Annotated in this window: 11 protein-coding genes; 7 read left to right on the top strand and 4 right to left on the bottom strand. The window is 49.4% G+C overall.

The window, feature by feature from the left end; genetic code table 11:
* The first annotated feature begins 18 nt into the window (after positions 1 to 18).
* The 5 genes from nfsA (at position 19) to L4174_RS10310 (ending at position 5,344) form a co-directional block, all read left to right on the top strand.
* Positions 19 to 744 carry an oxygen-insensitive NADPH nitroreductase gene (gene nfsA / locus L4174_RS10330; protein WP_248140682.1) on the top strand — a complete coding sequence of 242 codons (726 nt, stop codon included), beginning with the start codon at positions 19 to 21 and terminating at the stop codon, positions 742 to 744.
* A 218-nt stretch (positions 745 to 962) separates the two neighbouring features.
* Positions 963 to 2,180, top strand: coding sequence for a hypothetical protein (locus tag L4174_RS10325; RefSeq protein WP_248140681.1), 1,218 nt, complete (start codon positions 963 to 965; stop codon positions 2,178 to 2,180).
* Between the two features lie 405 nt (positions 2,181 to 2,585).
* A complete protein-coding gene (locus L4174_RS10320; protein WP_248140680.1) occupies positions 2,586 to 3,179 on the top strand; it encodes an acetate uptake transporter in 594 nt (197 codons plus the stop codon).
* Between the two features lie 546 nt (positions 3,180 to 3,725).
* On the top strand, positions 3,726 to 4,337 hold the full coding sequence (locus tag L4174_RS10315) for a LemA family protein (RefSeq protein WP_248140679.1): 612 nt from the start codon (positions 3,726 to 3,728) through the stop codon (positions 4,335 to 4,337).
* A 23-nt stretch (positions 4,338 to 4,360) separates the two neighbouring features.
* Entirely contained in the window at positions 4,361 to 5,344 is a 984-nt protein-coding gene (locus L4174_RS10310; protein WP_248140678.1) for a DUF3137 domain-containing protein, read from the top strand.
* A 66-nt stretch (positions 5,345 to 5,410) separates the two neighbouring features.
* Here the strand turns inward: L4174_RS10310 and L4174_RS10305 are convergent, their stop codons facing one another.
* From L4174_RS10305 to pabB, 4 genes are all read right to left on the bottom strand, one after another.
* Positions 5,411 to 6,772, bottom strand: coding sequence for an L-serine ammonia-lyase (locus L4174_RS10305; protein WP_248140677.1), 1,362 nt, complete (start codon positions 6,770 to 6,772; stop codon positions 5,411 to 5,413).
* Between the two features lie 180 nt (positions 6,773 to 6,952).
* The gene (locus L4174_RS10300) at positions 6,953 to 8,224 is read right to left on the bottom strand and encodes a serine/threonine transporter (RefSeq protein WP_248140676.1); all 1,272 of its coding nucleotides are present in this window, start codon (positions 8,222 to 8,224) and stop codon (positions 6,953 to 6,955) included.
* Positions 8,225 to 8,391: 167 nt separating this feature from the next.
* Positions 8,392 to 9,030: a CoA pyrophosphatase gene (locus L4174_RS10295; RefSeq protein ID WP_248140675.1), complete on the bottom strand. Its 639-nt coding sequence runs from the start codon at positions 9,028 to 9,030 to the stop codon at positions 8,392 to 8,394.
* 47 nt (positions 9,031 to 9,077) lie between these two features.
* Positions 9,078 to 10,454: an aminodeoxychorismate synthase component 1 gene (gene pabB, locus L4174_RS10290; protein ID WP_248140674.1), complete on the bottom strand. Its 1,377-nt coding sequence runs from the start codon at positions 10,452 to 10,454 to the stop codon at positions 9,078 to 9,080.
* A 218-nt stretch (positions 10,455 to 10,672) separates the two neighbouring features.
* On the opposite strand from pabB, the gene L4174_RS10285 reads away from it, so the two are divergent.
* Together L4174_RS10285 and L4174_RS10280 are read left to right on the top strand one after the other, a co-directional pair.
* The gene (locus L4174_RS10285) at positions 10,673 to 12,187 is read left to right on the top strand and encodes a fumarate hydratase (protein ID WP_248140673.1); all 1,515 of its coding nucleotides are present in this window, start codon (positions 10,673 to 10,675) and stop codon (positions 12,185 to 12,187) included.
* Between the two features lie 185 nt (positions 12,188 to 12,372).
* Positions 12,373 to 13,404 carry an efflux RND transporter periplasmic adaptor subunit gene (locus L4174_RS10280; RefSeq protein WP_248140672.1) on the top strand — a complete coding sequence of 344 codons (1,032 nt, stop codon included), beginning with the start codon at positions 12,373 to 12,375 and terminating at the stop codon, positions 13,402 to 13,404.

Here is a 13,404-nt window from a genome sequence, read left to right as displayed (position 1 = left end):
AACAGATGAAGAGGAATTATGAATCAGACCATTGAAACGATACTCGCACATCGCTCTATTCGTCGTTTTACTTCTGAGCCGATTCAGGCAGAAATGCTGGCGACGATATTGGATTGTGCAATTGCTGCTTCGACTTCGAGTTTTATCCAGTGCGTCAGTGTTATTCGGGTAGTGGATACAGAAAAGCGGGCGCAGCTTGCCCATTTGGCCGGCGATCAGCCTTATGTCGCCGCTGCGGCTGAGTTTCTGGTGTTCTGTGCGGATTTCCATCGCCATCTGCAAATTCATCCCGAAGCGCAACTTGGCTTTACGGAGCAAACCTTAATTGGTTCGATTGATGCCGCTCTGATGGCGCAGAACGCTTTACTGGCAGCTGAGTCTTTAGGGTTGGGCGGGGTGTACATTGGCGGGATCCGGAATCATCCGGCGGATGTCTCGGTGGTGCTGGATCTGCCGGATCATGTGATTCCTTTATTCGGACTCTGTCTTGGACATCCTGATCAGAATCCGGAGTTAAAACCGCGTTTACCGCAGTCGCTGGTGGTTCATCAGGACAGTTATCAGCATGAACTGCCGCGTCAGCTGTTGGCGGAGTACGATGAGAAAGTTCGCCGCTATTATCAGACCCGCACCGGTGGAAATAAAGCGGTGAGCTGGTCTGAGCAAATTACGGCGACTCTGGCCAAACAGGCGAGACCCTTTATGAAGGATTTCCTTGCAAGTAAAGGCTTTAGTACCCGTTAAGCTTCAGTTAAACTATTTGAGCATTCACTCACTTTTGTTTTTGCATGATTGAAGAAATGGCATCCATCTGCTTCTAATGGAAGACGATGGATACCAATCGCTCACCAATCGCAGGATTCAGATATTTCATACTGGTTGGACTTCTGTCGCATTATTGATATAGCCATCCATAGGTCTGAATGGTTTTACTGGCAAATCAAGTCATTACGGAATTATTTATGAAAAGAACGGGCCTTTCAGCCCTGATGCTACTCTCTGCTGTATTTTTGAGTGCTTGCTCGAGTACATCTGAATTAAACAATGATGATACGACTGTCATTTCGGAACAAGGGGACTTTCAGCGAGCTACATCCGCTTACCGCAATTGGCAGCAAAAGATAGAAAAGTCGCAAAGTCTGGCCATCTACTCTCCGGATAATTATCAGGTACTGAGTGCAAGCTGGGAGAAGGCCTCACAGATCTATCAGGAAATTACGGCAACGCCTTCAACGGCCTATAAGAGTTATTCTCTGTTTTCATCAACGACATATCTTCAGCAGTTGGAACTGGAGCTGGAACATGCCGAAAGTGCTTTGAATCAGCTGAAAAAATTACAGAAAGTCGCTGATACGGTGTTGTCGCCGGCGATTACCCAGATGAATTATCTTGAGTCGCTGGACGCAAAACAGTACTACCGCAGTGAATACACAAGACTGTATCGTTTATACGAGAGCCTGTTCTCACTTGTTGAAAGCGGCGACTTGAATGAAGCGCGGGAAGACCAGGATGAGTTCCTTTCCCGGAGCAACAGTCTGGAAGTCAAAACGATTAAGAGAATTTACATTGCGCCGCTTGAAGCCATGATGATTGAATTGCGCCGTCAGGATGTCAGAGACAATGCCCCTGCCAGCTATGCGCAAATCGAGCGTAGTATTGAAGCCGGGAAAGCGCTGGTGGATCGCACTCCCAGAGATTTTGACGCCATTCAGCAGGCGACTCGGGTGATCCGTTTCGAACTGGCTCATGCTCAGCATATTTCACTGGAAGTGCAGCGCTTACGGGATTTAAGCAAAGACAATTACGAAGCTTATATTCTTGAGTTTGAGAATAAGTTACTGCGGATCTCCAAAGCGCTGAAGGATGAAGACTGGCGTGACCAGCCGATCCAGGAACAGGCGCGGCTGATTAAAGACAATGCAGAGCAGGTTAAGCTGGCGGTTGTGAACAACTCATCAGATGAAGAGCTGCTCGCAGGGAAGGAAAAATATATCCGTGAACTGAATGCACTGGTCATGCAGCAACAGCGTCAGATCAGTCAGCTGAAAGGTAAACTGGCTGAACAAACCGAGGTTGCGCCACCAATTCCGCTACCACCGATGGAGACGAAAATGGCAGCGGAAACCGAACCACAGGCTGCGTCGCCTCAGTCTTCTGAAACACCAGCTCAGGTTCAGTAATCAGCGAAAATGACTGAAAACATGATGTCCTTTTCAAACCGTTGCTTATGCAGCGGTTTTTTTATGATTTTTTCAGGGAAATGTGGTTTTCAGGGTGCTGGGTTATTGCAAAAACTCAGTATTTCACTCTGAATGCATCGAGCGTAAAGAGGTTGGTTGACATGCAGGTTTCATCAGGGATTTGGCGGCCTTCAGATGCATTTGGTAACATCTTTCGCGGTAAATGAATATTTTTGTTCTTTACTTTTATCCGGATTTTTCAGCTATTTTCCCTGAAAGGTTGTTTTTTGCACAAAGAAAGCGTTGTTTTCCCTACAGACATGGATTAGAATTCGCGCCGCACTATATTGCGCAAATTTTTTAATTCATATCACTTTTATTTAAATTTTCCTGTAGGGGAATAAAATGTCTACGAATTTTGCAAATCCGGCACCATTGGGATTGATGGGTTTTGGTATGACAACCATTCTGCTGAACATCCATAATGCAGGCTTTTTCCCGATCGATTCAATGATCCTGGCTATGGGGATCTTTTATGGTGGTCTGGCACAAATCCTGGTTGGCCTGATGTGCTTTAAGCGTGGCGATACCTTCGGTACCACGTCATTCACTTCTTATGGTTTGTTCTGGCTGACTCTGGTTGGTCTGATTGTGATGCCAAAAATGGGTCTGCCAGCGTCACCAGCTAAATTCATGGCTTGGTACCTGACGCTGTGGGGCATCTTCACGGCTTTCCTGTTCATTGGTTCTCTGAACTACCCGCGTGCAAAACAATTTGTTTTTGCTTCGCTGACGATTCTGTTCTTCCTGCTGGCAGCGCGTGATTTCACAGGCAGCGAACTGATCGGCACGATCGCTGGTTTTGAAGGCATCATCTGTGGTGCGAGTGCAATTTACTTTGCAATGGCTCAGGTGCTGAACAATGAGTTCGGCCGTACGATCCTGCCAATTGGCGAGCGTAAAGTTGTTGCTGCTGAGCCGTTAAAAGCTGCTGCATAATTCTTGATATCGTTGAATAACTGCGATTTGCCCCGCACGCATGTGCGGGGCTTTTTTATATCTGCGCTCAGAGAATCGGCAGGACGGTGACAGATGTCGGGTGGCTTAAGTTTGTGAATCCCGGTTCTGCAAGGCAACTCAGCAGATAAAGCGGGAAGGCAGGGGCCGGATATGTGATGACAGCTTCGACAGGATGACGGATAGATCTTCCCGCGGTGAATGTCCCTGAACTGGAAATCCTGATTTGCGTAGACAGACAGCAGAGATGACGTCAGGCACTGCATTTTTGCGAGCCATTTATGCGTGTTCATGACCATAAGGAGAGGTGATCAGGCTCTCGTTGGTTGTTTTCATCAATGCGCTCAATGTTTCAGTGAGTTGATTCGCGGACGCAGACTGAAATTTTACTCATCTCTGGGCGTTCAGATTTGCTCTGTGGCGCATAAAAAAGGCTCTTCGGTCGTGAAATATAGGCCTGTGTTCAGGTAATCGTCGAATTGGTCGCTATGATGATTTGTCTGAGAATAAAGACAGGGATGCTGTTTGATGTTTGAGCAGCATACCGACGAATCTGAACTGACAGGAGGACTTCAATTGGGAATCTGGATCATACTGGGTATTGTGCTCGTTGCTGTCGTCGCAGCGATTTCTGTTTACAACGGCCTTATTGGTAAGAAGAATCAGGTGGAAAATGCTGAAGCATCGATTGATGTGATGCTGAAAAAGCGTTTTGACCTGATTCCTAATATGGTGGAGAGCGTGAAAGCTTATATGGCGCATGAATCTTCATTGCTGCAGGAACTGACGACACTCCGGACTCAGGTGCAGCACGACGGTTTGGCCCGCGAACAAAAAGTCACGCTGGATAAGCAATTGAATGCCACAATGTCGCGTTTCAACATCGCTGTTGAAAATTATCCGGATCTGAAAGCCAGTGAAAATTTTGTGATGCTGCAGCGTTCGATCAATGAAGCTGAAGAGCAAATCTCAGCGGCGCGCCGCGCTTACAATGCTTCGGTGACCGACCTGAATAATGCGATCGAAATGTTTCCTTCAAGTCTTTTTGCCAGCCGAATGAACCTGAAGCAGCGTGTCTTGTTCGAAATTCCTGAGCAAGAAAGACAAAATATCAATGTTGGCCAACTGTTCCACAAATAATCGGGAGTGTCATGGAAGCTTCAATGGAAACCAGAGAGAATCTGGTGGAACTCAAAACACTCTTTGACACCACGCTGAAAGACCAGCTAGAGGACTTGGACAAGATCCGAAAAGAAGCTGTGAAACGTTGTTATTTGTCAGCCGTGCCTATCCTGACCAGCCTATTGATAGCGATGTATTTCGCGTTTAGCGGAAAAAGTAATGAGTGGATCATCTTTTGGCTTCCCAGCCTGATGTCACTCGCGATGTATTATTATGTTTCCCTCAAATGGAATGTCTACCGGGACGGTTACAAAACACAGGTCGTCGGAAAACTGCTGAAAACATTCAACGACAGTTTTGAGTACTCACCCAACGATCATATTTCCCCTGAGAAGTATAAAGCCAGTGGCTTATATCGCCGTCATTATCACCGCTACAACGGGGAGGATTATGTTCGGGGCGTCGTGGGAAAAACCGCGATTGAGTTTTCGGAGCTTCATACCCAGTATAAGACGACCAGGACAGACTCTAAAGGCAAGAGGCGGACAACCTGGCACACCATCTTCAAAGGGGTGTTATTTATTGCAGATGCCAATAAACACTTCAATGGTAAAACTTATATCACGCCTGACAGTGAAGGCTTCTGGTCATCGGTTGGAAAATCGCTGAATAATCTGTTGGGGGGGAGTGGTTTTGGTGAACGTGTTGCAATGGAGGACCCTGAATTTGAACGTCATTTTGAGGTGTATAGTGATGATCAGATTGAAGCACGTTATCTGATCTCGACTTCACTGATGCAGCGGCTGGTTGCCTTCAGGAAAGAAGCCAACGCAAGTGTCGCGTTATCCTTCGTTGGGGACAGCTTACATATCGGGATTCCTTCCCGAAAAGAGTATTTTGAACCCAAGTTGTTTCAGTCTGCAGCCAATTTTGATGCCGTGAAAGATATTTATCAGGACTTGGATTTCATTACCGGGATTGTGGAAGATTTGGCGCTCAATACCCGAATCTGGACCAAAACGTAATTGTCCGGGAAATTCAGAATAAAAAAAGGGAGGCATGGCCTCCCTTCATCTATATGATTTGCTGATTTAGCAGATCACTTTAATCGCCAGACCACCCTGAGAAGTTTCACGGTATTTGGCGTTCATGTCTTTACCGGTTTCCAGCATGGTCTCGATCACTTTGTCCAGAGACACGCGTGGCTCAGAGGCACGACGCAGAGCCATCCGGGATGCGTTGATCGATTTCACCGCAGCAATACCGTTACGCTCGATACAAGGCACCTGTACCTGACCGGCAACCGGGTCACACGTCAGACCCAGGTTGTGTTCCATTGCAATTTCAGCAGCCATACAGACCTGCTCCGGACTTGCGCCCATCAGCTCAGCCAGGCCAGCTGCAGCCATAGAACAGGCCACACCCACTTCACCCTGACAACCAACTTCTGCACCAGAAATAGATGCGTTGCGCTTGTACAGACCGCCGATCGCGCCGGAAGCAGCGAAGTAACGCAGGTACTCTTTCTCGCCTACAGGCTGAATGAACTTGTCGTAGTACGCCAGTACCGCTGGAATGATACCGCAGGCACCGTTGGTTGGTGCCGTCACAACACGACCGCCAGCGGCGTTTTCTTCGTTTACAGCAAACGCATACATGTTCACCCAGTCAACAACAGTCATCGGGTCGTTGTTGGTGCGTTCAGAAGTAATCAGCTGCTGACGCAGTGCCGCAGCACGACGCGGAACACGCAGCGGGCCAGGCAGAATACCTTCTTCGTTCATACCGCGGTCCATACATTCCTGCATGGTTTTCCAGATACGGGAGAAGTAGTCTTTGATTTCTTCGTCAGTATGCATGGCGCGCTGGTTTGCCATGACCACAGAACTGATAGAGCGGCCCTGATCCTTACAGTGCTGCACCAGTTCTTGTGCAGACGTAAACGGGAACGGAACCTGAACTTCAGATTCTTCATCTTTACCGAAGTGTTCTTCATCGACGATGAAACCACCACCGATGGAGTAATAAGTCTTGCTGTAAACTTTTACATCACCCGCCCAGGCGTGAATGCTCATACCGTTTTCATGCAGCGGCAGATTGGTGTTATGGAAATTCATGCCACCGTCACGCGGGAAATCGACCGTGTGAATGTTACCAGCAATTGGAAGACGTTCGGTCTCGCCGACACTGGCGATAAACCCAGGAATGCTGTCGATATCCACAGTTTCGGGGCTGTTGCCCGCCAGGCCCATGATGATGGCAATATCTGTGTGGTGGCCTTTACCTGTCAGAGACAGAGAGCCATACACATCAACGGTGATTTTGGTGACATCGTTGATAGTGCCCATCTCGCGCAGGTCGTCGACAAACTCTTTACCTGCTTTCATTGGACCTACAGTGTGCGAACTGGAAGGACCCACACCAATTTTGAAGATATCAAAAATACTGATCATGCGTAGTACCTCAGTCGGGGAAGCAGTCTTGCTTCAGCCCAGGACTGTTATCTTTTTGATGAACTCCCGCCCCTTCCTTGGCGAGTATAGTCAAAACAAAAGAGCAGGCGATGAAAGCTCCCCTGCTCTTAAGTATCGGTTCTTTTACGTATTTTGTCAGTAAGGCTGTACAGGCGACGCTTAGAAGAACAGGCCGTACAGAATGGCTGATATAGCGATCAGGCCCATCAGCGTGACAAATACGTTGCTTATTGCGCCCTTGTACTGCTTCATTGCAGGGACTTTATGCACTGCATACATTGGCATCAGGAACAAAATAGTCGCAATAATCGGGCCGCCTAATGTTTCAATCATTCCCAGAATACTAGGATTAACTGTCGCGACCAACCAGATAGTTGCAATCATGAAGACAACAGTAAATTTGTCAATCTTCTTTTCGTTAACTTGCTTACCAGACGACTTTAATTGTTTAGAAACCAATCCATTCAGGCCTTCGCGAGCACCTAGGTAGTGACCAAAAAAGGACGATACAATCGCAACAAACGCAACGATCGGGCCGAGATATGAAATAAACGGATTATCGTGTTTGTTTGCCAGATAAGACAGGATGGCCAGGTTTGCTTTCTTCGCAGCAGCCAGATCTTCCGGAGACAGGCTCAGTACGCAAGAGAATACAAAGAACATGACAAAGCCCAACAGCATCAGTGCAGCACGGGACAGAATGCGTGATGCTTTCTCTTCTGCATGGATACCATGGTCACGAGCCTGCGCTTGTGAGAAGGCAGAAATGATCGGGCTGTGGTTGAACGAGAAGACCAGAACCGGGATGGTGATCCACAGGGTCACCGCAAAATCACCCAGAGATGGCATGGTGTCCATGCTCACGGCAGACAGGTTCCATTCCGGGATCAGGTAGACCGACATGAACAGCAGGATGCCGACCAGCGGGTAAACCAGGAATTGGGTCACTTTCAGCATCAGTTTCTCACCAGCGACCATCACAGACATCATGCCCAGAATCAGGATGATAGACAGCAATGCGCGCGGCATGGATTCCATGCCCAGCTGATTGACCATGAAAGAATCAACGGTATTGGTGATACCAACGCCATAGATCAACACAATCGGATAAATCGCGAAGAAGTAGAGGAGTGTGATGAGTTTACCGGCGTTCACGCCAAAATGTTCTTCAACAACTTCAGTAATGTCGCTTCCCGGCTTGGAAGATGACAGCACGAAGCGGGCCAGACCGCGGTGTGCAAAATAGGTCATCGGGCCAACCAGAATGGTCATTGCGACCAGTGGCCAGAAACCACTCATACCCGCATTAATTGGCAGGAACAGGATACCGGCACCGACCGCTGTACCAAACAGCGAGAGTACCCAGGTTGTATCCTGCGCAGTCCAGCGGCTTTTTGGCGCCGCAGATACAGTTGCAGTTTTTGTTTGCATAGGAAAATCCAAATTAGATAGGGAACAGGAACAGGCGTATTTTCCCTTATTTGGCGTATGAAAAAATGATCTGTGAAAAAACTGGCTCACTATTTAACATTTGTTGCAAGGAAATGAGAGTTTGATCACCAAAAGTTTTTTTAAATCTGTTTCAGATGGCGAAAGGTTCAGCAGTTTGAGTCTGTATTCTGAACTGACTTTGGGATATCGACCCATATTTGATGTGACAAAGCTTTGACGATCTGCGCTGTGGCACCCCAAATGGCATATTCCTTGTATGGGATCGCGTAGATCGTATGTGATCGTCCCCGGAACATAAAATGTTGCGTGCGCATATTCCGCGGGTCGAGGAGGAAGGTGATGGGCACTTCAAAGATGCTGTCGACTTCATTGTGATCCAGAACTGGCTGGTAGTCGGCAGTGATGGTTGACAGGAAGGGGGTCACCATATACCCGCTCAGCGTCGGCAGTGCAGGCAGCTGGCCGAGAATATCTTTTCTATCGCAGAGAATACCAATTTCTTCCTGCGTTTCCCGGATGGCTGTGGTCATCAGTTCGCCGTCTTCAATTTCAAACCGGCCGCCCGGAAAGGCCACCTGGCCGGGATGATGTTTCAAATGACGGGCACGGCGGGTGAGAATCACATGATAACCGTCATTGCGGGCTACCAGAGGAATCATCACAGCCGCAGGTTTGAAGCGGCTGCTGTCAGGCAAAAGTTGTTTGATGCGTCTGTGGTGGCTGCGGTCATACTGGCCGGGCTGGGCAAGCAGAAAACGGCTGAGCATGTGATGCTGAGTGATCATGAAACTATCCTGACAGCGCCCCCTCCCGGCGAAATGTTGAGGGTCTGTTACAAGATTGGCAGAATCCTGCTCAACTTGTCCAGCGTTTCCTGGTATTCGCTGTTTGCCTCACTGTCTGCGACAACACCGCCGCCAGCCCACGCATAGATCTGGCTGTTTTCTGTAATCAGCGTCCGAATTGTGATACTGGTGTCCATACGGCCACAGCGGCTGAGATAACCGATACTGCCGCAATAAACGCTGCGCCGATGAGGTTCCAGCTCTTCAATAATTTCCATCGCCCGTACCTTCGGAGCACCGGTAATCGAACCGCCGGGGAAGCAGGCCCGGAGCAGATCAGCGGCAGAATGCTGTTCCGGGTTCAGCGTTGCAGTGACCGTACTGACCAGATGGTGGACTGCCGGAAAACTTTCTATGGCAAACAGGCTGGGAACACGAACAGAGCCCGGTGTCGCAACCCGTCCGATATCATTGCGAAGCAGGTCGACAATCATCAGGTTTTCGGCACGGTCTTTCTCTGCATGTCGCAGATCATCTGCATTGGCCTGATCCTGAGCCGGATCTTCAGAACGCGGCCGGGTACCTTTAATGGGTTTGGTTTCAATCTGGTTGGCTTCCAGTTTCAGGAAGCGCTCCGGTGATACAGACAATACTGCGGCCTGCTCAAGACGGATAAAGGCTGAGAACGGCGCACCATTACTGTGTTCCAGTTTTTGGTACGCCTGCCATGCATCGCCTTCGTAGCCAGCCTGAAAACGTTGGGCCAGATTGATCTGATAGCAATCACCGGCTTTCAGATACGCCTGGACCTGGTCGAATTTGGTTCGGTAGCTTTCCGGTGACATATTGGCCTGCCACTCAGAAGTCAGCCGGAATCCGGCAGATTGCTGCTGTTGCTGCGCCTGTTGCTGCGCTAACCAGGAAAGGCGAGAGTCCACTTCCGGCGCGACTAGCGTCAGTGTTTGTGTCTGATGGTCTGCAATCAGTGCCCAGTCGTAAAGACCGACAGCCATATCCGGCGTATGGATATCCTGTATGGCAAGCGACGGCATTTTTTCAACCTGACGGCCCAGATCATAGGCGAAGTAGCCCAGTGTACCGCCAATGAAGGGTAAATTGGCTACAGGTTCAGCATTGGGCAGTAAATCCGCTTGCAGAGTTTGCAGCAGGGCGAACGGGTCCTGCTGTCTGATTTCCCGGGTGCCGTCGGCATAGGTGATGGTGTTGGTATCACCGCGGGTTTCGAGGGTTGCCAGCGGATCGGCAACCAGGATGTCATAGCGGTTGTCCGGGTGGCCTTCGGCCGCAGAACGCAGCAACATCGCCCACGGCGAAGCAGAAAGGGGTTCGAACCAGCTCAGGATAGCATCCTTGCTATAGTCCAGATGCAAAACCTGAAGTTGAGAGACAGCAGAATATTTCATTTTCTTTTTTGTGACAGGTGTTCGATTGGCGCATAGCGCGAGATTGCGGGCAAGAGTATCATAAAAATGAAAATGCGACGCCTGCACCGCGACTTTTCTCCGGTTTGTTGATGATTCAGCTCAAGACTCTGGTCTGCCTCTGGCACCCTACTGTCCAGTCCGGGTCAGACCCGTCAAATCGCAGGCGCGCAATACGACAATAAGCAACGAGGGCAACTATGACCGTCATCCGTAAAGACGATGTGATTAGCAGCGTAGCTGATGCGCTGCAATACATTTCCTACTACCATCCGCTGGATTTTGTTCAGGCCCTGGAAAAGGCTTATCACAAAGAACAGAGCCAGGCTGCAAAAGATGCCATGGCGCAGATCCTGATTAACTCCCGTATGTCAGCTGAAGGCCATCGCCCGATCTGTCAGGATACAGGCATTGTGACCTGTTTCGTGAAGATCGGCATGAATGTTCAGTGGGACAGCGATCTGACCGTGCAGGAAATGATCGACGAGGGTGTGCGTCAGGCTTATAACAACCCGGTGAATCCGCTGCGTGCTTCTGTTGTTGCTGATCCTGCGGGTAAACGCATCAACACCAAAGACAACGCACCGGCTGTTGTGCACATTGATATGGTGCCGGGCGACAAAGTTGAAATTCAGTTGGCGGCCAAAGGTGGCGGCTCTGAAAACAAAACCAAAATGGTGATGCTCAACCCGTCTGACGACATCGCAGAATGGGTCGAGAAGACTGTTCCGCTGATGGGGGCTGGCTGGTGTCCGCCGGGCATGCTGGGCATTGGTATCGGTGGTACCGCAGAAAAAGCGGCGGTACTGGCGAAAGAATCGCTGATGGAATCCGTTGATATTCAGGATCTGATGGAGCGCGGCCCGCAGAATGCGGAAGAAGAATTGCGTCTGGATATCTTCAATCGCGTGAACAAGCTGGGTATTGGTGCTCAGGGTCTGGGCGGCCTGACCACAGTGCTGGATGTGAAAATCAAGACAGCGCCGACCCATGCTGCGTCAAAACCGGTGTGTATGATTCCGAACTGTGCAGCGACCCGTCACGTTCACTTCACACTGGACGGTAACGGACCTGCTGAACTGACACCGCCGAAGCTGGAAGACTGGCCGGAAGTGACCTGGGAAGTGGGTCAGAATACGCGCCGTGTAAATCTGGACAACATCACCAAAGAAGAAATTCAGGAATGGAAGTCCGGCGAAACTGTATTGCTGTCCGGTAAAATTCTGACCGGTCGTGATGCGGCTCATAAGCGTATTCAGGAGATGCTGAAAAGCGGTCAGGGTCTGCCGGAAGGCGTTGATTTTACCAATCGCTTTATCTACTACGTTGGTCCGGTTGATGCTGTTGGTGATGAAGTCGTGGGTCCTGCGGGTCCGACAACCTCCACCCGGATGGATAAGTTTACCGATATGATGCTGGCCGACACGGGTCTGATCGGCATGATTGGTAAAGCAGAACGTGGTCCGATCGCCATTGAATCGATCAAGAATCACAAAGCTGTTTATCTGATGGCGGTTGGTGGTGCTGCGTATCTGGTGGCCAAAGCGATTAAGAAATCCCGCGTGGTTGCCTTCGAAGATCTGGGGATGGAAGCCATCTATGAATTCGACGTTCAGGATATGCCAGTCACCGTTGCTGTAGATTCTGACGGTGTGAATGCGCACCAGACAGGTCCGGATATCTGGAAAGTCAAAATTGCAGAAATGGACGCCTGATCGAATAAATAACTTTCAGTCAGAAATATTTTGAAAAACAAAGGAGCCGTATGGCTCCTTTTTTTCATGTTGGTTTAATCTCTTATTAAGGTATCAGCCAATAAAATGGCATTTTTTTGCTATAAAGTGTGTATGTAAATACATCATGCTGAAAAATTTTGACGTCGTGAATTGGAGAGCAATCAATGAGGCTCACTTTGTTGGCCCTGTGTCTGACGGCTGGTTTAACCGGTTGCAGCGAAAAGAACCAATCCGCCCCGGAACCGGCATCCAGGCCGGTAAAGCTGATGGTGGTTGAGGTTGGCGAAAGCCAGACCTATCGAACTTTTCCTGCTCAGGTAGAGGCAGGGGATAAAGCTGTACTGGCCTTTCGGGTTTCCGGAGTGCTGGAAAGTGTGGATGTGCGTGATGGGGAAGAGGTCAAAAAAGGCCAGCGGCTTGCTCAGCTGAAAACGGATGAACTGACTCTGTTGGTTGATCAGGCTAAAGCAAACTACAGCCTGGCGAATGTGCAGTACAAGCGAAATGCGGAACTGCTGAAAACCAATGTGGTGTCTGAATTGGATTTTGACCAGTCGAAAGCGGCCAGAAATCAGGCCAAAGCTGAATTGGATAAACAGCAGGCGAATCTGAAATATGCGACGCTCATTGCCCCTTACAACGGCACGGTCTCCATTTCGATGGCAAATGATTATGAATACGTCTTGGCAAAACAGCCGGTGATGCACATTCAGAGTGAAGGGTTGCTGAGTGTCTCGTTTCAGCTGCCGCAACAGTTGCTGACCCGCCTCAGTGCCAGTGATGACCGCACCGCACAGGTGATTTTCGATACGATTCCTGATCAGGCTTTTGAGGCGAGGCTGAAGGAAATTGACACCGAAGCGGATACCAAAACAGCGAGCTATCAGGTCACGCTGACCATGGAGAAACCGATTGGCCAGAATCTGCTGCCGGGCATGGCGGCTCAGGTGAAGGTAGCGCTTCCGTTTACCGGTTCTGGTGCTCTGCCGGAGCGGGCGATCCTGCGTCAGAATGATAAAACCTATGTCTGGCGGGTTGCTGAAGACGGTAAAGTCAGTCAGGTAGAAGTTGTGCTGGATGACAATGACCGGATTCTTGAGGGACTGGAAGATGGTGAGACGATTGCCGTTTCTGGCGTGACTGAGTTGAAAGAAGGTCAGGTTGTGCGGGAATGGGTGAAGGAGCGGGGTCTTTAA

The sequence above is a fragment of the Photobacterium sp. CCB-ST2H9 genome (genome assembly GCF_023151555.2).
In the GTDB taxonomy this organism is placed as follows: Bacteria; Pseudomonadota; Gammaproteobacteria; order Enterobacterales; family Vibrionaceae; genus Photobacterium.
Note: the sequence above shows the minus strand (reverse complement) of the source record. Positions and strands in the feature narration are given on the sequence as shown.

Excerpts from the sequence above, each read along its gene's own strand:
- L4174_RS10285 (WP_248140673.1), top strand. The coding sequence starts at position 10,673 with ATGACCGTCATCCGTAAAGACGATGTGATTAGCAGCGTAGCTGATGCG.
- L4174_RS10305 (WP_248140677.1), bottom strand. The coding sequence starts at position 6,772 with ATGATCAGTATTTTTGATATCTTCAAAATTGGTGTGGGTCCTTCCAGT.
- L4174_RS10320 (WP_248140680.1), top strand. The coding sequence starts at position 2,586 with ATGTCTACGAATTTTGCAAATCCGGCACCATTGGGATTGATGGGTTTT.
- L4174_RS10310 (WP_248140678.1), top strand. The coding sequence starts at position 4,361 with ATGGAAACCAGAGAGAATCTGGTGGAACTCAAAACACTCTTTGACACC.
- L4174_RS10300 (WP_248140676.1), bottom strand. The coding sequence starts at position 8,224 with ATGCAAACAAAAACTGCAACTGTATCTGCGGCGCCAAAAAGCCGCTGG.
- nfsA (WP_248140682.1), top strand. The coding sequence starts at position 19 with ATGAATCAGACCATTGAAACGATACTCGCACATCGCTCTATTCGTCGT.
- pabB (WP_248140674.1), bottom strand. The coding sequence starts at position 10,454 with ATGAAATATTCTGCTGTCTCTCAACTTCAGGTTTTGCATCTGGACTAT.
- L4174_RS10325 (WP_248140681.1), top strand. The coding sequence starts at position 963 with ATGAAAAGAACGGGCCTTTCAGCCCTGATGCTACTCTCTGCTGTATTT.
- L4174_RS10295 (WP_248140675.1), bottom strand. The coding sequence starts at position 9,030 with ATGATCACTCAGCATCACATGCTCAGCCGTTTTCTGCTTGCCCAGCCC.
- L4174_RS10280 (WP_248140672.1), top strand. The coding sequence starts at position 12,373 with ATGAGGCTCACTTTGTTGGCCCTGTGTCTGACGGCTGGTTTAACCGGT.
- L4174_RS10315 (WP_248140679.1), top strand. The coding sequence starts at position 3,726 with ATGTTTGAGCAGCATACCGACGAATCTGAACTGACAGGAGGACTTCAA.